General features: G+C 42.2%; 20 protein-coding genes, 1 riboswitch and 1 other annotated feature. Of the genes, 2 read left to right on the top strand and 18 right to left on the bottom strand.

Annotated features, from left to right (window positions below):
* Positions 1 to 69: 69 nt before the first annotated feature.
* Positions 70 to 1134 (bottom strand): bifunctional transcriptional activator/DNA repair enzyme AdaA, encoded by a 1065-nt coding sequence (locus ACIGG7_RS21155; RefSeq protein WP_397550969.1) that lies wholly within the window; start codon positions 1132 to 1134, stop codon positions 70 to 72.
* A gap of 182 nt (positions 1135 to 1316) precedes the next feature.
* On the opposite strand from ACIGG7_RS21155, the gene ACIGG7_RS21160 reads away from it, so the two are divergent.
* On the top strand, positions 1317 to 2234 hold the full coding sequence (locus tag ACIGG7_RS21160) for a hypothetical protein (RefSeq protein WP_397550970.1): 918 nt from the start codon (positions 1317 to 1319) through the stop codon (positions 2232 to 2234).
* 62 nt (positions 2235 to 2296) lie between these two features.
* Here the strand turns inward: ACIGG7_RS21160 and ACIGG7_RS21165 are convergent, their stop codons facing one another.
* The gene (locus ACIGG7_RS21165) at positions 2297 to 2902 is read right to left on the bottom strand and encodes an alpha/beta hydrolase (RefSeq protein WP_397550971.1); all 606 of its coding nucleotides are present in this window, start codon (positions 2900 to 2902) and stop codon (positions 2297 to 2299) included.
* Between the two features lies 1 nt (position 2903).
* Positions 2904 to 3896: a ring-cleaving dioxygenase gene (locus tag ACIGG7_RS21170; protein WP_224940975.1), complete on the bottom strand. Its 993-nt coding sequence runs from the start codon at positions 3894 to 3896 to the stop codon at positions 2904 to 2906.
* Positions 3897 to 4317: 421 nt separating this feature from the next.
* On the opposite strand from ACIGG7_RS21170, the gene ACIGG7_RS21175 reads away from it, so the two are divergent.
* Positions 4318 to 4659 (top strand): hypothetical protein, encoded by a 342-nt coding sequence (locus ACIGG7_RS21175; protein WP_397550972.1) that lies wholly within the window; start codon positions 4318 to 4320, stop codon positions 4657 to 4659.
* Positions 4660 to 4853: 194 nt separating this feature from the next.
* On the opposite strand, the gene metH is transcribed toward ACIGG7_RS21175, so the two are convergent.
* The 15 genes from metH to ACIGG7_RS21250 all read right to left on the bottom strand — a co-directional run bounded on the left by metH (position 4854) and on the right by ACIGG7_RS21250 (position 23223).
* Complete coding sequence (gene metH / locus ACIGG7_RS21180) at positions 4854 to 8300, bottom strand: methionine synthase (RefSeq protein WP_397550973.1); 3447 nt, start codon at positions 8298 to 8300, stop codon at positions 4854 to 4856.
* Positions 8281 to 10131 (bottom strand): bifunctional homocysteine S-methyltransferase/methylenetetrahydrofolate reductase, encoded by a 1851-nt coding sequence (locus tag ACIGG7_RS21185; protein ID WP_397550974.1) that lies wholly within the window; start codon positions 10129 to 10131, stop codon positions 8281 to 8283. The genes metH and ACIGG7_RS21185 overlap by 20 nt, the downstream gene beginning before the upstream one ends.
* A 16-nt stretch (positions 10132 to 10147) precedes the next feature.
* Positions 10148 to 11332 carry a cystathionine beta-lyase gene (metC, locus tag ACIGG7_RS21190; protein WP_397550975.1) on the bottom strand — a complete coding sequence of 395 codons (1185 nt, stop codon included), beginning with the start codon at positions 11330 to 11332 and terminating at the stop codon, positions 10148 to 10150.
* Positions 11325 to 12449 carry a methionine biosynthesis PLP-dependent protein gene (locus ACIGG7_RS21195; RefSeq protein ID WP_224940979.1) on the bottom strand — a complete coding sequence of 375 codons (1125 nt, stop codon included), beginning with the start codon at positions 12447 to 12449 and terminating at the stop codon, positions 11325 to 11327. The genes metC and ACIGG7_RS21195 overlap by 8 nt, the downstream gene beginning before the upstream one ends.
* 92 nt (positions 12450 to 12541) lie before the next feature.
* Positions 12542 to 12647, bottom strand: a riboswitch (SAM riboswitch).
* Between the two features lie 120 nt (positions 12648 to 12767).
* Positions 12768 to 13766: a tryptophan--tRNA ligase gene (locus ACIGG7_RS21200; protein ID WP_397550976.1), complete on the bottom strand. Its 999-nt coding sequence runs from the start codon at positions 13764 to 13766 to the stop codon at positions 12768 to 12770.
* A 57-nt stretch (positions 13767 to 13823) separates the two neighbouring features.
* Positions 13824 to 14065 (bottom strand) — a binding site (T-box leader).
* A gap of 60 nt (positions 14066 to 14125) precedes the next feature.
* Positions 14126 to 14752, bottom strand: a complete 627-nt coding sequence (locus ACIGG7_RS21205; RefSeq protein ID WP_397550977.1) for a metal-dependent hydrolase — start codon at positions 14750 to 14752, stop codon at positions 14126 to 14128.
* A gap of 97 nt (positions 14753 to 14849) precedes the next feature.
* Entirely contained in the window at positions 14850 to 15476 is a 627-nt protein-coding gene (locus tag ACIGG7_RS21210; protein ID WP_397550978.1) for an NUDIX hydrolase, read from the bottom strand.
* Positions 15477 to 15501: 25 nt separating this feature from the next.
* Entirely contained in the window at positions 15502 to 16158 is a 657-nt protein-coding gene (locus ACIGG7_RS21215) for an HAD family hydrolase (protein WP_397550979.1), read from the bottom strand.
* Between the two features lie 531 nt (positions 16159 to 16689).
* Entirely contained in the window at positions 16690 to 17904 is a 1215-nt protein-coding gene (gene cls / locus ACIGG7_RS21220; RefSeq protein ID WP_224940985.1) for a cardiolipin synthase, read from the bottom strand.
* Positions 17905 to 18029: 125 nt separating this feature from the next.
* Complete coding sequence (locus ACIGG7_RS21225) at positions 18030 to 18587, bottom strand: VanZ family protein (RefSeq protein ID WP_224940986.1); 558 nt, start codon at positions 18585 to 18587, stop codon at positions 18030 to 18032.
* 105 nt (positions 18588 to 18692) lie between these two features.
* A complete protein-coding gene (gene selB / locus ACIGG7_RS21230; RefSeq protein ID WP_397550980.1) occupies positions 18693 to 20573 on the bottom strand; it encodes a selenocysteine-specific translation elongation factor in 1881 nt (626 codons plus the stop codon).
* Positions 20574 to 20780: 207 nt separating this feature from the next.
* On the bottom strand, positions 20781 to 21317 hold the full coding sequence (locus ACIGG7_RS21235) for a GNAT family N-acetyltransferase (protein WP_224940988.1): 537 nt from the start codon (positions 21315 to 21317) through the stop codon (positions 20781 to 20783).
* A gap of 113 nt (positions 21318 to 21430) precedes the next feature.
* The gene (locus tag ACIGG7_RS21240; protein ID WP_224940989.1) at positions 21431 to 22027 is read right to left on the bottom strand and encodes an SCO family protein; all 597 of its coding nucleotides are present in this window, start codon (positions 22025 to 22027) and stop codon (positions 21431 to 21433) included.
* A gap of 81 nt (positions 22028 to 22108) precedes the next feature.
* Positions 22109 to 22930, bottom strand: a complete 822-nt coding sequence (gene coaW / locus ACIGG7_RS21245; RefSeq protein WP_224940990.1) for a type II pantothenate kinase — start codon at positions 22928 to 22930, stop codon at positions 22109 to 22111.
* Positions 22927 to 23223, bottom strand: coding sequence for a hypothetical protein (locus tag ACIGG7_RS21250; protein WP_224940991.1), 297 nt, complete (start codon positions 23221 to 23223; stop codon positions 22927 to 22929). Before ACIGG7_RS21250 ends, coaW begins: the two co-directional genes overlap by 4 nt.
* Positions 23224 to 23318 lie beyond the last annotated feature (95 nt).

Below are 23318 nucleotides of genomic sequence, written 5' to 3' on the forward strand. Positions count from 1 at the left end.
TATCTCATAGTCTAGTAGCTATTCATAGATTCTGCAACATCCATTTCGCCCGTGATCCTCTAGTTTTCCTTAAGTCCGATCCTTCTTATTTGCCATCCTCTTTTCATGCTCGATTAACCATTTCTTTCGGGTAACACCGCCTGCATAACCCGCAAGATCACCATTTGCTCTGATCACTCTGTGACAGGGTATGATGATGGCGAGCTGGTTACATCCATTTGCCCTGGCAACTGCACGAACGGCCGATGGATGATCAATGCTTTCCGCCATGTCGGTATAAGATCTTGTTTCTCCAATTGGAATTTTTTTTAGTTCGTGCCAAACACTCTGTTGAAATGGCGAGCCAATCATAGTGATAGTAGTGTGAAACTCTGACAAATTGCCATTGAAATAGTCGGTCAGTTCCTTTTCGATTGAACGAAGAGGTTCAGAGGACCCAGGTATGATTGCTGCCTTTGTTTTCTCCCTTAACCTTTCCACCTCACGCTCAAGCCCCCGTCTGTCTACAAACTCTAATAAATACAATGACTTGTCATCTGAAATAGCGATCATCGGTCCCAGTTTTGTATCGATCCAAGCCGCTTTTAACACGGTACTGTGCTGTGAAGATGATGGGGGTGCCCCCATGATCCTCGAAAAAGCATCTCTAAACCCGCTGCCTGACTCATAACCTGATGCATGCTGGGCATCGATGACCTGCAATCCCGACCTGATTTCCTTCATGGCCAACCCCATTCTGCGTGCTCTTGCATATTCAACAAATGTCATACCGAATCTTTTCTTAAATTGTCGCCTTGCAGTGGACGCATCTATAGCTAGCTCCTCCAGATCCTTATTCTTCCATCGTTTCTCAGGGTCACCTTCTACCGCATCCACTAGCATCTTTACCACTTCTGAGACACTATTCGGATGAGATAAAGGTTTACACCTCTTACATGGGCGAAAGGACGCCAGAAGTGCTTGCTCTGCCGTCTCGAAGAATTCGCAGTTCTCGAATTTCGGCTTTCTGGCGGGACATGCCGGCCGGCAAAAGACACCCGTTGTTTTTACTCCAACATAGAATATCCCCTCATAATCCGTTCTTTTTTCTAACAAAGCCTGATAGTATTCCTTTTGTAAATCCAGCGATATCATCCACAATCCCTCCACGTCCTATTCTTTCTTTCATTATAATACAAAGCCAAAACAACGCCGCCGAAAATCAGGCATCAATATTTCATGAGGGAGGACCTCTGAAAAATCTCTCTAAAAAGCAGGAATTTCACTTATCAATAGATAATGTATAACGAATACAAAGAAAGGAAGGAGTTTTCCACATGTATCTTTCCATCGATCAATGGAAGAAAGCAAAAGATTACATTCAACAGCATGCAAGACCACTTGAACAGAAGTTATTCAGCTATTACTTCGAGGAGGGAAGGAAAGAGGAAGTCATAAATGAATTATCCCTCTATCAAAATGAGGATGGAGGATTCGGTCGATCCATCGAACCTGACTTTCGCCTGGACAGTTCCTCCCCACTCGCAACCACTATTGGATTACAGAACGCAAAGAATATAGGACTAGCTTCCGACCATCCCATCGTCCAAAAGGCACTCGAATACCTCCATCACACATATGATGAAGAAATCCAAGGATGGAATGCTGTATCAGAGAGGGTCAATTCCGTGCCACATGCTCCTTGGTGGCACTTTGACCCTAAAAAGGGCCATTGCGGCGTACAAACCACCTGGGCAAATCCCAATGCTGAAATTGTAGGTTACTTTCATCGGTACTCTCCTCAGCATTCCCGACTTTCGGAATGGACGGATAAAGCCCTCCATGAGCTTAAACAATTGCCCCATCCTATAGACATGCATGATTTTCTCTGTTATGCGCGAATGTTGCAAGAGGTTCATGGAGAGACGAAATCGACCTTGTACACCATTCTCATAAGCCATGTCAGGGATACAGTATGTACAGATCCTTCAAAGTGGAATGAGTACGTGGCCAAACCACTTCAGGTAGCGAATGAGCCTGCCTCTCCATTTTTTGAAGCTCTTAAAGAGGAGGTACACATTCAATTGAATCAGGAGGCAATAAATCAGTATCCACAAGGGTATTGGCAGCCCAATTGGTCCTGGTTCGGACAATTTGAGAATACTTGGCCCATTGCTGAAACGGAGTGGCGGGGGATTCTGACCCTGGAAATGTTACGAGTATTTAAGGCGTATGATGGGATAGGTCTTAAATAGAAGGTGCATATTATTGGGCCATAAATAAACACCAGAGACAAATGTCTCCGGTGTTCTTTCCATTATTGAAAGTTATTGACAAACCAACTCTTCGCTTCTTCTACTTCTTCCCTGCGAAGCTCATGTCCGCCATCTGTCCAAAACTCCGTAACAGGAGAATGAGCATCCTTTAGATTTTTTACAAGTTCCCTGGTTTCTTCTGTAGGGATAAGAGGATCTCGTTTCCCTGCTCCTATAAATACGTGAACCCTATTCAAATCAGGGAGATCCACTCCACGCCTTGGTACCATGGCATGAAATAACATGGCTCCTTTTAACGATCCAGGAATGTGATATATCAGGCTTGCTGCGATATTGGCACCATTGGAATACCCCAAGGCTACTACATTATCCCGATCAAAACCGTAAGTTTCAGCACTTGAATCAATAAATTCATTTAATTCCCCTGTACGGAAAACCAAATCTTCCTCATCGAAGACTCCTTCTCGTAAGCGTGCAAAAAACCGTGCCATCCCATTTTCATCCACGTTCCCTTTCACACTTAAAACCGAAGCTTCCGGTGCAATCATCCCGGCAAGGGGGAGTAAATCGCGTTCATCCCCTCCTGTTCCATGAAGTAATAAGAGTGTAGGCGAATTTTTGTTTCCCTGTTTGAAAATATGTTTCACATTATCTCCCTCCTTTCTCTTTCGTATCCAAAGGCTTTAACTTCGCTTCAATGGATTCTCTTTGGGCTTCAAAATATGGAGGGAGAGATAAATTCTCGCCTAATGTATCGAAATCCTCATCCGTTTCGAATCCAGGACCATCTGTTGCAAGTTCAAAGAGAATTCCATTCGGTTCACGGAAGTAGAGGGAACGGAAATAGTATCGCTCAACAAAACCTGAGTTCGGCAAGCGATTTTCATTGAGCCACTCGACCCACTTATGAAGTTCCTGTTCGTCTTCTACACGGAACGCAACATGGTGGACACTTCCTCTACCAGGCCTTTCCCGGGGGATGTCGCTTCTTTCTTGGAGATACACCTCTCCTCCGGTTCCTCCTTCACCTGTTTCAAATACACGTATATCAGGCTGCCCTTCTATGTCGGAAGGAAACTTTCTCGTTTCTCTAAAGCCCAAAACCTTCGTCAGGACCACTGCTGTGTCATCCCCGCGGGCAACGGTCAACGTGATGGGACCTAAACCGACCACCCCGTGTTCTACAGGAACAGGACTCTTATCCCACGGTTTCCCACCTGCAACCCCTTCATTCAATTCATCTGAAACAAGCATGAGCCGCTGACCTTCGAAATCACGAAATCTTAAGCTTGCACGCCCTGTATGATGGGAAATATCTTCATGATCGATACCCAACTCTTCAAAACGTCGTTTCCAGTAAAACAGAGATTCATCGGTGTTCACTCTCAGTGCGGTTAATGAGATACTGTTCGTACCCTCATAGGTGTTCCCTGCATGTGGAATCTCAAAGAATGTCAGGTCCGTTCCCGGGTTCCCTCTCTCATCTGCATAGAATAGGTGATAAACCGACGTATCGTCCTGATTGATGGATTTCTTCACTAATCGAAGTCCGAGTGTCTCGGTATAAAATTCAAAGTTTTTCTTGGCATTAGCCGTAATGGCAGAAACGTGATGCTGCCCTTTTAATGGTTTCAATTTCATCTGATCTTCACTCCTTAAGGAATAGTATTTACCTTATAGTTGTATCATACACGATAATTATCTTTAATTCAAGATATTTAATTTCAAGGTATTGACCATACCATTTTCGAGTAGTTGTAATTTTCCTTGCAATCAAACTCGCAAAAAAACATCCATACATATAGATGCTCAATTTTTTCATTTTCCTGAAGTTTAGATGAAACTCTATCCCTATCTCCCCTCATAGTTCGTTCTTAAACACACTCACCGATTATTCTAACCCCATGATCGGCTACATTCCGCCTTTTTCCCACCTCGATGCATTCTCTCTTTGATAATATCTCATTAGAAATCAGAATAATGAGCATTTTCTAAAAACACTACACTATTTTGTAATTACACTCTACAATTCACAATATAAAGTGTATAATGATGGTATATAGTGAGAAAAAGGCAGCAAGGATTGTCTCGATATACTATTTTGATGTATAGGGATCTCCTGATAGATACCAACCTCGAGTCTTCATTTGATATCGTAAAGGTGCTACTGAGTCATACGTCAAAATTGTTGGGAGCTGATTTGAGTATGAAGAACAATCTGACTCGCAAGTGTATTGAAACACTTGCTATCCAAAGTGCCTATCATTTCTGTGTTTCAATCGGAATTAAACCTAGTTTGCTGAATCTATCAATGGTCACAGGATTCTCAGAAGAAAAAATACTGGAAATACTTGAAACAACGTTTAGTAATGAAAGTGTTAAAGCAGAAAATCACTCTCTATAACTTCTGTGTTTCCCCTTTATTACTCTACAAGTCGACTATCCTTCATCCTCTAACCTTAAACTTTAAGTTCTCTCATTATCACCTATCCATTTTTATTTTGACAAAGTCGATCTCTATAAGAATAGATTAGAACTTATCGCCATAAGTGTAAAAGGCAACTCCATTTTTTTGAAGTTGCCTTTTTAATATGAGTATTATAATACATTAAAATATCTTGCTTCCGGATGAGCGAAAACCATCGCTGTTACGGATGCTTCAGGTTCCATCATGCAACCGTCTGTTAGTTGGATCCCTATCTTTTCGGGTTGAATGAGCTTAAACAGCTTCTTTTGATCTTCCAGTTCGGGACAGGCAGGATACCCAAATGAAAAACGCTGCCCTTGATAATGAGTACGGAATCGGTCCTGCATAGTAAAATCAACAGGGTCAGGGAACCCCCATCTGCTTCTCATCATTTCATGCACCCTTTCAGCGAGCCCTTCTGCTGTTTCTAAAGCAAGTGCCTGTAATGCATGACTTTCAAGGAATCTGCCTTCATTCTTCAATTCGTTTGCCCATTGCCTGATTTTCACACCTGCTGTTACAGCAAAGAATCCGACATAATCCATATCTCCGCTATCTACAGGTCGCAGGTAATCGGCTAAACATAAATGTTGATTCCCAACCTGCCTCGGAAAATGAAATCTCTCTATTTCAATAGAAAGGTCTTCCGGATGATAAATCACAACATCATCACCATCTGACTGAGCAGGAAAGAATTGATATCGTGCAGATGCCTGAATCATCCCTTTCTTTTTTGCTTTATGGAACAGGTCATCCGTCATCTCTTTCAGTCCGATGGTTCTCTCGTCCTCTTCTTCCAGTAATCTTGATATTTTCCCTTTAATCCCCAGGTGATGGCCGAGAAGCATTTGCTGATTCACGTAGGGCTGTATTTGATCCAGTGAAAATTCTCTTATGGTATGGGGAATCAGGTCTGATGGGACATGGACCAACACATCTTTAGATACGGCTGATCGTACTTTGACTGCAACCGTTGAAGGAGACTGTGTTGAAGTTTCTTCGTTGAGAGACAGCCTTTTCTTCTTTTCACGGCTCTCTTCTTCCAGCTCAATCCTTGTTTCTTCATGTTGAATTCCATTCATGATACTCAACCCATCCATTGCATCCTTCGCGTAAAGGACCATACCATCGTATTCCCGCCCAATCTTGTTCGTAGTGAATTTCCTTGTAAGCGCCGCTCCACCTACCACAAGAGGTACTGATATATTTGACTGCTTCAAATCCTGGGCCGTAATGACCATTTGTTGGGCTGACTTCACAAGGAGCCCAGACAAGCCTACAATATCAGGCTCTTCTTTCCTGATGACTTCGATCAGTTCCTGCGGTGTGACTTTAATACCTAAATCAATGACTTCATACCCATTATTACTAAGAATGATATCCACCAGGTTTTTACCGATATCATGGACATCTCCCTTTACCGTAGCCAAAATCACTTTCCCTTTCGAAGAAGAACTTTCCGTTTGTTCCATATGTGGTTCCAAATGAGCAACGGAAGCCTTCATCACTTCAGCACTCTGCAAGACTTCTGCAACTATCAGCTGATTATCATTGAAGAGTTTCCCGACTTCACTCATCCCGGCCATAAGCGGACCATTGATGATATCAAGGGGAGCATCATATTGCTGAAGGGCAAGGTTCAAGTCATCAATCAACCCTTCTTTTGTCCCTTCTACAACATAATGTGCCAATCTCTCTTCCAACGTCATTGTATTGACAGGGACCTTGACTTCTTTCTTTTTCCCTCTATAAAATGCTGTGAAGTCAGCCAATACCTCATCAGTCGTCTCAAATAGCAGTTTCTCAGCCATTTTCACTTCTTCTTCGGGTATCGAGGCAAATCGCTCCAATTTTTCCGTATTGACAATGGCATAATCAAGTCCTGCTTTCGTGCAATGGTAAAGGTACACAGCATTCAGGACTTCTCTTCCGACAGGCGGCAGGCCAAATGAAACATTGCTTACCCCTAAGATATGAGGACATTCCGGCAGGATTTCTTTGATCTGTCTTATTCCCTCGACAGTTGCCCTTGCTGATCCGATGTATTGCTGATCCCCTGTCCCAACGGGGAATACAAGAGGATCAAAGATGATATCTTCTGAAGCGATGCCGTATTTCTCTGTTAATAATGTATGGGAACGAAGGGCAATTTCCACCTTACGATCTGTTGTTACTCCCATTCCTTTCTCATCGATCGTTCCGACTACAACCGCGGCTCCGTATTCCTTCATCAACTTGGTTACTTTCTCAAACCGCTCTTCACCGTCTTCAAGATTGATCGAGTTGATGATCACCTTTCCTTGAGAATATTTCAATGCAGCCTCAAGTACTTTCTCATCGGTTGAGTCTATAACAAGGGGAACTTTTACTTTTTTCACGACCTCCTGGATAAATACATTCATATCCTCCACTTCTTCACGATCGGGGTCCGCGAGGCAGATATCGATCACCTGGGCACCATTTTTCACCTGCGCCCTCGCAATTTCTGACGCTTCTTCTATCTTATTTTCAGCAATCAACCGTTTAAATTTACGAGAGCCGATGACATTCGTCCGTTCTCCGACGAGGATCGGTCTTCTATCTTCATCCTCATAGATAAAAGGCTCAATTCCCGATACAGCATGAGGATGAGAAGCGATGGGTTTACGAGGTGGAAGTCCCTTCACTGCTTCTGAAAGAGCGCGAATATGATCCGGCGTCGTGCCGCAACATCCTCCAACAAGATTCAACCAGCCTTTCTCTGCAAAGCCCTTCATTTTTACACTGAGTGAATCCGCCGTCTCATTGTAATTCCCTTCTTCATCCGGCAAGCCTGCATTCGGATAACAGCTTATATAGGTAGTAGCCAGACCCGATAAGGAACGAATATGGTCGCGCATAAACTCAGGTCCCGTTGCACAGTTCAAGCCGACTACCAGGGGATTTAAGTGTTCAAGGGATAAATAAAAAGCCTCGATATTCTGTCCTGCAAGAGTCGTGCCCATCGGCTCGATCGTACCAGATAATAAGATAGGGATTTCTTTCTCCCTGGATTCAAAGGCTTTACGAATTCCGAGATTTGCAGCTTTCACATTCAATGCATCTTGACTCGTTTCAAGAAGCATTACATCTACTCCTCCATCGAGAAGACCTTCTGCCTGTATCCGGTAGTTATCCACTAACTCATCGAAGCTTATTCCTCCAGTAACGGATAAAGTTTTGGTTGTTGGACCGAGAGAACCGGCCACAAATCTTGGCCACTCCTTTGTAGAAATTTCCTGTACCGCCTTTTTGGCGATTTCGGCTGCAACTTTATTGATTTCATATGCTTTGGCTCCCAGATCATATTCGTCGAGTACGATGGGGGTTGCACCGAATGTATTCGTTTCGATCACATCAGCCCCAGCAGCTAAATATTCCAGATGAATCTGATGGATGACTCCCGGTCTCGTCAATACTAGATTTTCATTACATCCTTCAAGCTCTTCCCCCCCAAAGTCCTCTGGAGATAAGTTTGCCTGCTGCAGCATCGTTCCCATTGCTCCATCGAGAACGATGATCTTTTTCCTAAGCTGTTCTTCAAACAAGGTGATGGTCATAGGGAACCTCTCTTTCTGTATTGGTTTTCTCTTGTATATAGTGGACAAGTTCAATGCTCATATCATAACGTACAAAAGGTGTGATGAGATAAATTCCGTTAAACAGCTCCACTGCAGTATCCAATAAGCCTTTAGCAATTTCCATACCTACCGTCCTAGCAATGACAGGATCAGTTCCTGCTTCCTTCATTCTGCGTCTTGTTTCTTCAGGGACATTGATACCTGGAACTTCATGATGGAGAAATTCTGCATTCCTTGAACTGATTAAAGGCATGATCCCAATAAAGATGGGAACATCGAGATGCTTGGTGGCTTCATGCACTTGTATAAGCTGCTCTTTCCCGAAGATCGGTTGGGAAATAAAATAGTCTGCTCCTGCTTTCTTTTTCCTTTCTAATCTTTTCACAGAAGCGTCCAAGTGACGGAAATTCGGATTAAATGCTGCACCTACTGAGAATTGAGTGCGTTCCCGAAGTGATTTACCTGAAAAGGAAATTCCCTCATTGTTCTGTTTAATGAGTTCAATCAGTTCAAGTGATGACAAATCATATACGGACGCTGCACCTGGAAAATCACCAATCTTCGCAGGATCCCCTGTAATGGCTAATATATTGTGAATCCCTAACGTGTGCAGGCCCATTAAATGGGACTGCAAGCCTATCAGGTTGCGATCCCGGCACGTAATATGGACCAGTGGTGTCAAATCGAGTTGAGACTGGACAAGGCTACCGATCGCATCATTACTGATACGGGGAGATGCTAAAGGGTTGTCAGCAAGAGTCAGCGCATCGATTCCAGCTTCCTTTAATGCCTTGGCTCCTTGAAAGAATCGTTTTGTGTCAAGATGCTTTGGTGGATCAAGTTCGACAATGATCGTTTTCTTCTTTCTTACCTGCTCATGCAGCAAGTTGCCCTTGACGGGAGCTGCAGACAATGGAACGGCTTTTTTCTTTTTCACCACTTTCTCTCTAACTGGCTCACGGCTTTTTAACCTCTCGGCCACTGAACGAATGTGGTCAGGTGTCGTCCCGCAGCAGCCCCCAATGATTCTGGCACCCTGTTGCCGTAGTTCATTACTGATATCCCCAAAGTAATCAGGTTCAGCTGAATAATAAAACCTGCCTTCTTCATAGTTTGGAAGGCTGGCGTTGGGATAGACGGAAAGGAAGGCCCGTTTAGGCAATGGAACTTCTTCCAAGGAGTTGACCATGTGGAATGGTCCCATACGGCAATTGATACCGACAACATCGGCCCCATGCAATTCTAAATGGTGAAGCGCGTCTTTTAATTCCATTCCATTCTGAAGGACTCCCGTCTCATGCAGTGAAACTTGAGCAATGACCGGAATGTCCGCCTCGCGTTTGGCAATGTCGAGCACAGTGGTTAATTCTTCAAAGTCATAATAGGTTTCAAGGAGAATACCGTCTACACCTTCTAATAATAAACAGTACAGCTGTTCCCGGAAGCTCCGTTTGATTTCTTCCAGTGGCACATTTTGTTTAATGGCTCTTATGCCCCCGATGGTCCCTAAAATATACGTCTTGTTTCCAGCTGCTTTTTTTGCAAGTCTCACGGCTGCTGTATTGATTTCCTTAACCGAATCTTCCAAACCGTATCTGGAAAGCTTTTGATAATTGGCTCCGTACGTATTGGTCTGAATGATATCTGCTCCTGCATCAATATACTCTTTATGGACTTTCAATACTTCATTTGGGTGAGAAAGATTCAATTCTTCAAAACATCTGTCCACTCCATATGAATACAATAATGTCCCTATAGCGCCATCTGCGATCAAGATTCTCTCTTTCAGTGCATCAAGGAACGGTTTCACGCCATCCCCTCCTTTATTATAAATTTATGACATTGTTTCGTTTGATCTTATGGATACTGTCTAGACCTTTTTCAAGGTCCTTTATCAATTCTTCTGCGTTTTCAAGTCCTACGGATAACCTCAGTAAGCCATCTGTAATGCCTCTTCTTTCCCGTTCGGCTTTTGGCATGGAAGCATGGGACATTCTCGATGGATAGGAAAGGATTGATTCAACAGCTCCTAAACTTACAGCAAACACCGGAATATTCACATGTTGTATCAGTTGCTTTACTTCCTCCTCTCCTCTCAATCGAAAGGAAAGCACCGCTCCTGGACCCTCTGCCTGACGGACCTGGATTTCACGCCCAGGATGATAGCTCAGACCAGGATAATATACTTCCTCAACTTCTTTCCTGCTTTCTAAGAAGCTCGCAATCTTATAAGCAGATTCTGAGGATTCCTTTAATCGTACGTGCAGGGTTTTCATCCCTCTTAAGAGCAGCCAGCAATCCTGGACTCCGAGGACCGCTCCAAATGAGTTTTGCAGGAAAGCTAGTTTTCCGGCAATCTCCTCGTTTCCCGTTACGGCAAGCCCTGCTAAAACATCACTGTGCCCTGCAAGGAATTTCGTCGCACTGTGTAGGACAACATCTACTCCCAGACTGATTGGTCTTTGCAACAGGGGTGTCATAAATGTATTATCCAGGAACGTCAAGCAGTTATTTGCCTTCGCAAGCTTCACAACCCCTTCAATATCAGTGATGTTTAAAAGTGGATTTGAAGGCGTCTCCATATAAATAACCTTTGTATTGTGCCTAATTGAACAAGCTACTTCGTGCAGGTCCTTCATGTTCACAAAGGAGTATTCGATACCAAACTTTGTAAGGACTTCAGTGATCATCCTGTATGTCCCACCGTATACTTCTTCGGATACGAGGACGTGATCGCCGCTTGATAACAATAAGAAGCTTGTTGAGATTGCCGCCATACCGGATGAAAAGGCAAAGCCTTTTATCCCTCCTTCCAACTCTGCTATCGTTTCTTCAACCGTTTCCCTGGTCGGATTGCCAGAACGGCTGTAATCGTAGGTCCCGTATTGGTCGAAATCCTGTTGATGGAAAGTAGTGGCGTGCTGAATAGGCGTAGAGACCGCTCCTGTTTCTTTATCAAATCCGTGAGAATGAATGAGTGACGTCTGAAGTGAAAATGGTTTTTTACTCATACGCTGGCACCTCTTTCTCCAATTGATGAAAAACATTCTCCAAGTCTGCTATCAGGTCATCGATAAACTCAATTCCTACAGAAAACCTCAGGAGTCTATTGCAGATCCCCAACATCATCCGTTCCTCTTCAGGAATATCTGCATGCGTCTGTGTAGCTGGGTAAGTGATAAAGCTTTCCACGCCTCCTAAACTTTCAGCAAACGTAATCACGTTTAAATGCTTGAGAAAAGGAGCAATCCATTCTTCTTTTTCGATACGGAAGGAAAGCATCCCGCCTCTTCCGGGATAAAGTACGTCTGTTACACCATCATGCTCTTCAAGGTATTCGGCTATTTGTCTTGCATTTTTTTCGTGCTGTGCCATTCTGAGGCTAAGGGTCTTCATCCCTCTTAATAAGAGCCAGCAATCAAAGGGGGCAAGAACCGCTCCGATTGAATTCTGAATGGTATAAATATCTTCCGCCAACTTCTCTGTGTTTACGATCACGGCTCCTGCCAGCACATCATTATGGCCACCAAGGTATTTCGTTGCACTATGAATTACAATGTCTGCTCCCTGAGTAAGTGGCTTTTGAAGTACAGGGGTATAAAATGTATTATCGACTATTAATAGCAACCCGTTTTCTTTTGCTAAACCAGCTACTTCATCAATAGTTGCTTCGTTCATCAATGGATTGGTTGGGGTTTCAAGAAAAATGGCCTTGGTTCTGTTTGAAATATGTCTTTTTATCAATTCATTGTCACTTGTTTCGACAAAGTGAAACTTGATATTATACTGGGCTTCGTACTGTATGAATAAACGATAGCTTCCCCCATAAAGGTCCTTCGAAACAATCAATTCATCCCCGCTTGAGAATAAACCAAGTATCGCCTGGATGGCCGCCATTCCAGAACTGAATGCAAATCCTCTATGTCCATCCTCCAGTTGGGCAAGTGTTTCTTCCAAGGTCTTCCTGGTAGGATTTCCTGTCCTCGTATAATCATAGCCGGTGGATTGACCGATCCCTTTATGTTCAAATGCTGTAGATAAGTGAAGTGGCATGCTGACAGCTCCGGTTCCAGGATCACTCCGGTTGCCTGCCTGGACTAATAAAGTATCAATATGTTTTCTCAACATTCTTCTCTCCTTTTCTTTCCTTGAAAATGAAAAGGGGAAAAACAAAAAAACCTTCTTATTGAAAATAAGAAGGTTTTATACATTCGTTCTCCCTCTTATCGTCCAAGTTGACATCAACTTGCTGGAATTAGCACCATGCCTCTTTGGCTGGTTGCTGAGGTGTCTTCGGGCCAGTCCCTCTACCTCTCTTGATAAGAAACTATATGAATTTGTGGAAAATAACTTTCCCATAACTTATAACAATGACGATGAAATGTCAATAACAATTAAGAATTATCTGAAAAAATAACGCACCCAATCCTATTTCTCAGTGGAGATTCAATGATAAATTCCCATTTTCTTCTTAATTTCCCTCAGGAACGGAATCGTGGTTTCACGGGCCTTTTTCGCGCCTGCATTTAGTATGGTATCCAGCACGTGTGGATTGGCCATCAGTTCTTCATATTTTGAGCGGGGTTTTTCAATAAATGAATTCATGACTTGAAAGAGCTCTTTCTTCGCTTCTCCCCATCCGATCCCTTCTTTGAACCTCACTTTCATCTTCTCAACTTGATCAACTGTTGCAAATTCTTGATAAAGTGAGAATATGACAGATGTTTCGGGATCCTTAGGCTCCTCAGGGAGAGAAGAATCTGTCTTGATCTTATTGATCAGTTTTTGAAGTTTTTTCGGTTCTTCAAACAATGGGATTGTATTGTTATAGCTTTTACTCATCTTGCGTCCATCAAATCCCGGAAGAACGGATGTTTCTTCCTGTATGACATACTCGGGAAGGACAAAGGTCTCCCTGTATATTTTATTAAAGGTTTCAGCTATGTCCCTTGCTATTTCCACATGTTGAATTTGATCCTTCCCAACCGGAACCAGTTCCGTCCGGAATAGGAGAATGTCCGCGGCCATCAATATTGGATAGGTGAACATACCCATATTGACTCCATTGTCTATTTCTCTTCCACCCTTTTGATTATCATCGACCATCGATTTATATGCATGGGCACGGTTCATTAAGCCCTTAGGAGCAAAGCAAGCGAGGATCCAGCTTAATTCGAAGATTTCAGGTACATCAGATTGGCGATAAAAGACCGCTCGATCAGGATCCAAACCTAATGCAAGCCACGTTGCCGCCACTCCATATGAGAGTTCTTTCATTTCAGCTTGATTATGAATTTTCGTTAGACCATGGTAATCCGCAACAAAATAAGCTACGTTGTAGGATTCAATTTCTGCTAATCTCAATGCCGGTTTAATCGCACCAACATAATTTCCTAAATGAATGTGACCTGTTGGTTTAATCCCTGTCAAAACTTGTTTACTCACCACTGATCCCCCCGCTAAAGTTAATAAATGAACACAAAAAGGGCTCCCCATACCCTGTAAAAGGACGGGAAACCCGTGGTGCCACCTTCATTCGCTTACAATGTGTAAACGCACTTATCTGTACCAGAGCTTCCTCCGATACATCGCCTCTTTTACCGGTGAGACACTCCGCCATTACCTACTTTATTTCAGCATGGATGCTCATAAGCCCATTCAACGACGTCAGCATACTGATTCTCACCAACCATCAGTTCTCTAAAATGTTTCGATCGCCTACTCTTCTTCATCATCGCATTACAATATATTTTCCATCATTTTAATACATAGGTAAATAATGGTCAATAGGCTGTAAACATATGTTAGAATTCTTTTGACGAAAAAGGAAGGAACAGCTTGATGCCTTTCTTATTAAAGGGAAGGAATTTCATATCAGCAATAAGATGACTGATATATCCTATGATACACGCTTCGAAGACGCCTTCAATCATCAATGACTCTTCCAGATATTGTGCAATCACCCCATAGAATACGATTCCCAGAATCGAGTGGGTATAACTCCGATGTGGAACAAATGAGGCAATGAAAATATAAGTCCCCAAAAACCATAACCATGTTTCATTCAATTGCCAACCGCAGGCTATTACACCGATTCCTGTAATCATGAGCATCCTTCTCTGAGTAATGAAGCTCGAGAGGACCATCAAACCTGCTCCATACCCGATCCCTAACCATCTTTCATTTCCTATTCCTTCAAGGTAGCTGTATACCATCATTAGAAATCCAATGATCTGAGCGACCGCTCTGATCATTTTAGGTGAAAAAGTAACCTTATTACTGAGCTTTCCGTCGATATCCATGTCAGGCATGAGTCCGGACACCCCGCCTATTGCTACTAGTGTTGTGGTTATCGCTGGACCTGACTCAAATGAGTTGGCCACAATAAATCCTGTTGCTGCTCCAATTGCCATATGTGACGTACCGTTCAATTGTGTCCCCCTACTCTAATAATTGTCTATGTATGTTCCAACTTATAATGATAGCTTTTGTTATGCAAAATGACTATGGGAAGGATGCATTACTTTCTTATACATGTGTTGATATGCGTTCAATGATATCAAGGAGATAGGACCTTTCGTGAGGAACAAAATGCCTGTATTCCGCCTTTTTCTGAATACATTCTCTATCACCTGAAGAATGAACGATGAAGCCCTCTATATCCATCTCTTTTTTCTCATGCGTTACGAGCGCCTTAAAATCTGCAAGGGTTGAACGAAAAATACCTGAAACTTCATCTGGATCCAGCTCAAATTCATCATAAGCTACTTGTTCTGAATAGAGAAAAACATGTGTAAACTCCCTGTCAATCATAGCCTCCTGAACCAGTTCCCCCTTTACGATTCCCAGTGGCTGTAACTCTTCAAACGTAACGGTAATCCCCAGCTCTTCATGAACTTCCCTCACCCCGTCTTCAATCTTCTCATCATACAAAATATGTCCGGCGGCCGTTATATCCAATAAACTTGGAAAATCTTTTTTATCATCACTTCTTAATTGAAAATAGATATAGATCTCCTGACTGTTTTCGACACGATGTGCCAGCCAGCAGTGAAAGGTTTCATGCCAATACCCCATTTCATGTACCTCTGAACGGCTTGCAACTCCAAGCCTGTCTCCAAATTCATTCAATACGGCCAGTTTTTCGCCCTCCATTGAACTCCCCCTTTTTCCACCGAATTCATTTAACTTCTTCCAAATAGTCTCTAATCTCCAACAAATCCCTGATCACTATATCGGCTTCAAGTAACTCTTCTTCCTGGGAAAAATCAAAAGCACAGCCGATCGAAAGGAAGTGATTCACTGCAGCACCCTTAAAATCCGACGCTCTATCCCCTATCACGACACCGTGAGTGAGTTGATGATCCTCTTTCACTTTTTTTATCAAATCGCCTTTATCATCAGACTCAATTTCCTGTATGCTGTAAATAGATGTGACCCATCGATCCAATGAGTAATACTCCACAATCGCATGTAAATAATGAGGATAGCCGTTACTTGCCACAAAGATTGGATATCCCCTTTCTTTCAAATAGGAAAGCAGAGCCTCTGTATGGGGATATAGGGCTCCCTTACCACCCTGGATGTTATGAATCAGTTTATCTTGAAATACTTTATTCACGTTTCCAAGAACGTCATTGGGATGGTCAGGTAAAAGGGTTTCCCACACAACCGAAAGGGGTACCCCCATAATTTCCCGATATGCCTCAATCGGAGTTTCATCCTTCCACTTTCCCTCTTCTCTAAGTATTTCGAAGGTATCATGAAGGGAAGCTTCCAGTATACGATTTGTTTGAAATATCGTCCCATCCATATCAAATATCATTGCAGCTTTCATCTGTATTCTCCTTTATTGCCAATAGCACGATCAGTCTCGTTTCTTTGCTGATTCCGTTTATATCTTCCAATTGGTTGGAATAAATCCAGCTCTTATCATATCAAATTCACACCCATTTTGATGCAACTAATTTATAGAGGATGTCTTCATTTGTACATATTAGCTTTTATTCATAAAAAAAAGACACTTGAGACCCCCTCTCTTGTGTCTTTCGCTTTCAATGTTATCCTGTGGACTTCAAGATGCGTTGGGCAGGTAAAAAAGGACCGTCAACATCATGCCGATTACAGAGAAGATCACAATCGTGACTGCTACCGACCTGTGATACTTTGAAACACGTTTCTTCTTCGATACATTAAAAAACGTAAAGGACATTACCGAAAGAACAAACAAAGCTATAAACAAGAGCTCGCTCATGGACAATCCCTTTCCTCAGTAAAATGTTTATATATCCACTATATGAGAACACTTTACCATATTTTCTTATTCAACAGAAATTTTATCATCCGTGACCCACTACTCAACAGGTTATTAAAAATAATAATAAAGCCATTTTGGAGTTCTTTGCAATGCTTTCTCCCATACTGGTATTTCCTCAAACGCTTTTTCCGTAAGCTTTTCACTATCTTTCATATCCTTCTCGATAAAGGATTCCAACTTCCTGGCAGCCGCTTCATCCCGAATAATACAATTGCTCTCATCATTCAAGTAGAAGCTGCGGGGGTCCCAGTTGGCTGTACCTACGTCTGCCCATGCATGATCAACAACAATGATCTTCCCATGGAAAAAACCTTTCTGATACAAGTAAAGATTCACGCCTTTTTCTAAAAGGTCTTTTTCTATCTGGTAGCTGGGAGGCTTTGTGAACCAGGCATCCGTATCATCAGGTACAAGGATATTCACCTCGACACCTCTCTTCACAGCTCTTTTCAATGCAGTAACAAGATTTTTGTTCGGGATAAAATATGGGGTAGTGATCGTCACGCTCTCTTTTGCTTCATTGATCCAATCGATGGTTTTATTAACAAGAGTTTCACCAGTAGAGAAAATGAAATGAACATTCCCTTCATTGTTTTCTTCTGAAGAATAGTGCAGCTGAATACTTTTTATGCTGCTACCACCGTCCTCTAACCAATCCCTTTTAAACTGCTGATATACTTCACTTCCTGCATTTCCACTCAACCGGATATGGTAATCCCTCCAGTACCCAAACTTTGGATCTTTTCCTAGATACTCATCACCCATATTGAAGCCTCCAATATAAGCTATATCCTCGTCTATAGAGATAAGCCTGCGATGGTTCCGATGGTGAAGGGAATAAAACGCATTCTTCATGGAGATGGACCTGCTTTTCACGATTTCAACTCCACCCTTCTCCATTTTATGGATAGTATCTTTTTCTATATCTGACCCTAAAAAATCGACCGATAGACGCACGTCAACTCCTTTTCTAGCCTTTTCAATCAATAGATCAAAAAACTCATTGGATACCTTATCATCTCGGATGATAAAAAAATGGATCCAGATGTGTCCTTTTGCGTTCTCAATGTCTTTAAAGAGATCTTCATAAAAGCTTTTGCCTGTATTATAAATATCAATCGTAGCGTTGTGTGAAAGGGTCTCTGTCATAGGATGAGTTCTCGTATAGCTTTTCGCACCATGTTTCACATCCCAATGCATCACAAGAAATAATACGGTGAAGAATCCCGCAAAGATCATCATCCATTTCAACCATTTTAGTAACACGTGAACTCCCCCTTCCTAATTTTTGTTAGCTTTTGTTTAAGGGAAAGGACTATACATACACAATGAAAGTTTGAGGTGAAATGAAGAATGAATTCAAAGAAAGCGTCGACATAAATTCGACGCTTTCACCGGATTATTTTATTGATTTTTAATAAGGTATAGATCGTTCGAGCGAAGGCAAAAACTACACCACCGATAAAGGCTCCCAGCGTATTCATGATCCAATCATCAATATCCGTCGCTCTCCCCAAAGGCAGATAATATTGGGCCAGTTCTATACCGAACGATAATAGTCCGCCTAAAAATGTGACCATGATGATCAGTTGTTTTGAATGCCTCATCCACCATGACAGAAAAAAAGAGAAGGGGATAAACAACAATATATTGGCGAGGAGATTCCTGATTGGGACATCCAGATGCTTTCGATAAATTAAATTTATTTTCAGATTGGAGAAAGGATCGAAGTTCACAGCCCCTTCACTCACATGTTCTCCAGTCACTGGAGTCAGGGTAATCAAACAGATGCCCCCGATTGAAATGCACGTAAATAAGATCGGGAGCAGGTTCATCCATCTGCCTTTCCCTTTTCTTTTCTTCCAAAAGGAGACCGCAAAGATAAGGGAAACCGTCACAATGAAAATGATTGGGAGAACCCATCCAAATGCGCTCCATAATTCATTCATAAACAAGAGCCTACTTTCCTATTTGTTACAAAACACTTAGCAGCCATTTTTCATTTTAATTCCTTTTCAATAAAATTACGATGTTTCAATGTTTTTCCCGACCTCTTAAACCTCAGTGCGAACCCATTTACGTTTATCTTCTATACGAATCGTCAATCCTTCTTTATCAAGCTTCTCCAAAAAAGGTATCATATACTTTCTGGATAAGTCCAACACTTCTTTGGCTTCACTTATGTGAAAGGTATCTTTGGTGTGTCTTTTTAATCGTACTACAGCATCGGTAAATACTCGGATTGAATAAGCTTTCCGATCATCCAGTGGGACGATTTTCTTCTCCTGCACGAAAAAATGATAAAAGTCCGAACGCCATTTTTCCGGTATCCCCATCTGTTTGAAATACTCTTCCATGTCTTTCACCTTGGTTCCGTCATTTTCCATCATTGAAAGGAGCTGACTGCATCGTTTCTCCCATTCAATGGGTAATTGAGGAGAAAAACCTTCTAAATGAAGACGTCCACCTTCTTGTTTCCACTTTCCTTTTTCCAATGCATGATCAATCAGTGCACCTGGATATTCTTTTAAATGTTGCTTTAATTCCCCGATATTGAGTCCCTTTAATAACGGGGAATCTTTATGGAACTTCAAGAGGACCGATTCAATCTCATGACGGCACTCGTTCACAATCGTTCTATGAGTGACTGTGGAATCAGAAAGGACGACCCAATCCTGTTCTTGGAGAAATTCTCTCATACTACTTTCTGACAGGGATGCTTCTTTCATTAGAGAATCCCTCTCTGCAGATTTATGTCGGTTCAGAACATTTAATACCCGATCTCTTGGATTCCCATCCATTTCGGATTGAAGAAGGGCTATCGTCTCTTCTCCAAAACGATATTTACCACCCTTTGGCTGAAGAACCCATCCTCCACCGATGGTTTCAACCGGGGAAGGCCTCCTAATGATAAATCGGTCTCCCCTTTTAACCATAATGTATTCATCCAGGCGAATCTGACAAAGGATGCTTCCAGGGTTTGTGTTGACATTTACACTATTTCGATCAAAGAAAACAAGCTTGCCCATAACCTCTGAAGTACCAGCATGAACCATAATGGGCATTCTCTGCTTTATTTGCCTGACATGATTTAATATGTTCAGGCATACATCAATGGTGTCCGTCACATAAAGATGAGGGGTGGCCACAAGTACATTTCCCCGTTTGAGCTCTTTATAGTCCACACCAGAAAGATTGACGGCGGCACGTTGACCAGCATATCCCTTTTCAGCCCTATGATGGTGGACCTGGATTTGTTTAGCTTTTGTATGTATACCCATTGGTAAGATCACCAATTCCTGACCCGTTACCAAACTGCCTTCATAAATAGTTCCCCTTACCACTGTTCCCTGCCCTTTTATTGTAAAGGCCTGATCGACAGGTAATCGAAATTCACCGGAAATATTCCTTGAAGGCAGTCCCCTTATAACAGAAATGATGGTTTCTCTAAGCTCACCCACTCCTTCTCCCGTCAAACTGTCCACCAAAAGAACGGGTGAACCTTCAAAAACGGTTCCTTTCAATTCTTCCATTATCTCTTCAAGTGCCAACTCTCTTATTTCTTCATCAATTTTAGAAATCTTCGACAACACTATAATTCCCTGCTTAACACCCAGTAGAGACAGTATATCGAGATGCTCCTTCGTTTGAGGCATCACACCCTCATCTGCAGCGACAACCAGCACGACCAGATCAATCCCCGCCACACCCGCAATCATTTGTCTAATAAAACGCTCATGACCAGGAACATCAACTACGGAGACTTCAAGATGATCATCCATATAGAAGGGGGCATATCCGGGTTCGATAGAGATACTTCGCTCTTTTTCTTCTTTAAGACGGTCGGTATCAACAGACGTAAGAGCTTTTGTAAGGGTTGTCTTTCCATGATCGATATGTCCAGCCATCCCAATCGTATAATATCTCTTAGCCATCCCCACACCTCTTTTCTATCCTTTCTTTATAAACCTTTTGATCAGAACTCCTGCCATTACCACAAAGCAAGCCCCAAATAGCAATCCTCTCCACACATCACCATCAGAGAAGGATTTCACCACCCATATGAGAATGAAAAGAGTGATGAATACATCAAATATCAGCATTCCTTTTGAATTTCGAATAAGGTTTCACCTTCTATCCTATCAGTTAGTTTGAGATTCTTTCATTTTATCATTTTCCTTCTCAATCGACCCCCCCGGGCGAAACCTTGCCATGCAATATTCCCCGGCTAAGCGCCCGTTTTGAACAATGGAGCCACACTTAAACCCTTCATTCTTGAAACCTAATCTCTCATATAACGTTTTCGCCTTTGTGTTGACATCGATGACGGTCAATTCAATCCGCTCGATTCTTAACCAATTATCCGCCAAGTCAATTGCGTTTTGGATGAGTCCCGTACCGATCCCTCTCCCATGATAATGTTCATCGATAAAGACGAATAAACTTCCAGTATGTGCACGCCTTCCGCTCCCTTGGTTTAACCCGCAAAGACCCACTACTAGGCCATCCACTTCTGCTACAAAGTCATGCTGATTAGGAGATGGGTTCTTTAATCGCTCCTCAAATTTATCTGTTCGTAAACTCGGCAAAGCAATAATATTAGGCAGAACCGCTTTTTGGCGCATGATTTCCACTACTCTTTCAGCATCTTTCACTTCTATTGGACGTATCTTCATCATTATAACAATCCCCCTATCCTTTTTATTATTATAGTCGTTATCATCCTAATATTGGAATGGGGAATCATTTAAAAAAGAGAATCACTTGTTTATAAGTGATTCTCCTGAGCAATTTACTTGGATCCCTCTTTAATTAATGTTTTCATATCTAGAGCAATTTCATCATAAGGAACATCACTATTACCACTATACGTTTTCACCACGGTGCCTTCCTGGTTTACTAGATAAAAGCTGGTGCCATGAATCATCTGATCGGAATTGGGATCGTCCGCTACAATGGACCGGAAGGAGTGTTCTGCTAAGTCTTTTACTTCTTCGAACTTGTAGCCTGTAAGGAGGTCCCATTTACTGGTGTCTGCTTCAAAGTTGGATATGTACTCACGCAATGCGTCCGGTGTGTCTGTTTCAGGATCAACACTGAAGGAAACAATCTTATAATCCTTTACACCTTCTTCTTTAAGCTTTGTCTGTAACTTTGTTAAGTTGTATGTCATTGGAGGGCATACCGTTTCGCAGCTTGTAAATATGAAATCCGCAATCCATACCTGACCTTTTAAATCATTTAAACTGACTTGTTTATCATTCTGGTTCGTATAGGAAAAATCTTTCACTTTATAATTTGTCTCCGCTTGAAAGTCACTATTGCTGCAACCTGCAAGGAGAATCCCGATGATGGTCATCACCACAATGAATGTTTTGGTTTTGGACATCTATTATCTCCTCCGATATTATCTATCTACCACTCTATGTTAGTAAAAAGGAGCTGAAAAAACAATTGCCACAGGCAAGATTCATTGTCTATTTTGTGAATCCTGTCCCTCCATTCCTATCTGATAAGCCCCCAGGCTACCTGCGTATGAGCCCATATCGGGAAATACAGCGGTATAGGAAAGCATATCTTGAAATTGTGTTAGGTCCTCTTTAAAAGCTGTGTTTGCTTCCAATGCGCTCCCAACAAAAACGAAAGTATTCATTTGGTACTGTTTTGCCGCATGTGATGCCAGAAGGATGATGGTTTCCGCTATCATATTCGTCAAGGCTCTCATTAAGTCTGCTTTTTCTAGAGACATCGTTCCTTTACCGAAATTAGATGCGGTCAGATGATCAGGAATGGGGGAATCTCCTTTTTCATAAATGTCACCAACCAGAAGATCGACCTTTTCTCTTTTACCCTTTGTAGATAACGAAACAAGATTGAAATAGTCAGATAATCCCGTCAGGATGGATCCCAGCCCTAAAATAGTACCTCCGCCTAAACCACTGCCAAGCAGCCTCTCACATCCTTTCTCATCAACCCTAAAGAAGGATGTGCCTGTTCCGATATTGATGAGAATATATTGTTTCAGCTCTTGTCTTTCCTTTTTCAGGAGCATCTCGGTCCCTTTATATACCGCCTGAAACTCGTCCACGATATGTGCACGAGGGAACGATTTCCTCCAGTTCTCCGCCTTCCCCCCAGTCAGGTAAAGGAAATGATTCGGGGCGAGGAACTTGAGGCATTTCTGTATTTCAATATGGTCATCACTGTAGAATGTTTTAAAATGGCGTCTTCCTTTTTCTTCATATACGATTTTGGTTAATGTCCCTCCCGCATCGATACCTATGACATTCATTCTTCCCGCTCCTGCATCTTTTTCTTAGAAAACAAATAGTGAAGGGTAAACCCATGAACAACCATGATCGTAAGGAATGCAAGAAAATAATAGAATACACCCATCACCCCGTCAGAAGTATCCTCTGTAATGAGCCACCAGACAGATGCAAAGAGCAAGAAAACGAACTGAACCGCCACTCCTTCTAAGAAGGGTTTTTTATATGTATTAAAGTCAAGAAGTCTTTTCCAGCTCCAACCGATTGCCACTACTGCTGAAATTGCCAATAACAATAAATAAATGCTTATTTTCATAGTGTGCGCCCCCTCCCTTTTTCTTTACTAACTTTATGTTATGCAATATCACTTAAAAATGAAAGATATATTAGAAAAAACATCCATTACTGGTG

The sequence above is a fragment of the Rossellomorea sp. NPDC077527 genome (genome assembly GCF_044542955.1).
Taxonomy (GTDB): Bacteria; Bacillota; Bacilli; order Bacillales; family Bacillaceae_B; genus Rossellomorea; species Rossellomorea aquimaris_E.

What these genes read in the sequence shown, in the direction of transcription:
- ACIGG7_RS21155 (WP_397550969.1), bottom strand. Translation starts at nt 1,134, where the DNA reads ATGATATCGCTGGATTTACAAAAGGAATACTATCAGGCTTTGTTAGAA.
- ACIGG7_RS21160 (WP_397550970.1), top strand. Translation starts at nt 1,317, where the DNA reads ATGTATCTTTCCATCGATCAATGGAAGAAAGCAAAAGATTACATTCAA.
- ACIGG7_RS21170 (WP_224940975.1), bottom strand. Translation starts at nt 3,896, where the DNA reads ATGAAATTGAAACCATTAAAAGGGCAGCATCACGTTTCTGCCATTACG.
- metH (WP_397550973.1), bottom strand. Translation starts at nt 8,300, where the DNA reads ATGACCATCACCTTGTTTGAAGAACAGCTTAGGAAAAAGATCATCGTT.
- metC (WP_397550975.1), bottom strand. Translation starts at nt 11,332, where the DNA reads ATGAGTAAAAAACCATTTTCACTTCAGACGTCACTCATTCATTCTCAC.
- ACIGG7_RS21195 (WP_224940979.1), bottom strand. Translation starts at nt 12,449, where the DNA reads ATGTTGAGAAAACATATTGATACTTTATTAGTCCAGGCAGGCAACCGG.
- ACIGG7_RS21210 (WP_397550978.1), bottom strand. Translation starts at nt 15,476, where the DNA reads ATGGAGGGCGAAAAACTGGCCGTATTGAATGAATTTGGAGACAGGCTT.
- ACIGG7_RS21215 (WP_397550979.1), bottom strand. Translation starts at nt 16,158, where the DNA reads ATGAAAGCTGCAATGATATTTGATATGGATGGGACGATATTTCAAACA.
- ACIGG7_RS21225 (WP_224940986.1), bottom strand. Translation starts at nt 18,587, where the DNA reads ATGAATGAATTATGGAGCGCATTTGGATGGGTTCTCCCAATCATTTTC.
- selB (WP_397550980.1), bottom strand. Translation starts at nt 20,573, where the DNA reads ATGGCTAAGAGATATTATACGATTGGGATGGCTGGACATATCGATCAT.
- ACIGG7_RS21235 (WP_224940988.1), bottom strand. Translation starts at nt 21,317, where the DNA reads ATGATGAAGATACGTCCAATAGAAGTGAAAGATGCTGAAAGAGTAGTG.
- ACIGG7_RS21240 (WP_224940989.1), bottom strand. Translation starts at nt 22,027, where the DNA reads ATGTCCAAAACCAAAACATTCATTGTGGTGATGACCATCATCGGGATT.
- coaW (WP_224940990.1), bottom strand. Translation starts at nt 22,930, where the DNA reads ATGAATGTCATAGGTATCGATGCGGGAGGGACATTAACCAAAATCGTA.
- ACIGG7_RS21250 (WP_224940991.1), bottom strand. Translation starts at nt 23,223, where the DNA reads ATGAAAATAAGCATTTATTTATTGTTATTGGCAATTTCAGCAGTAGTG.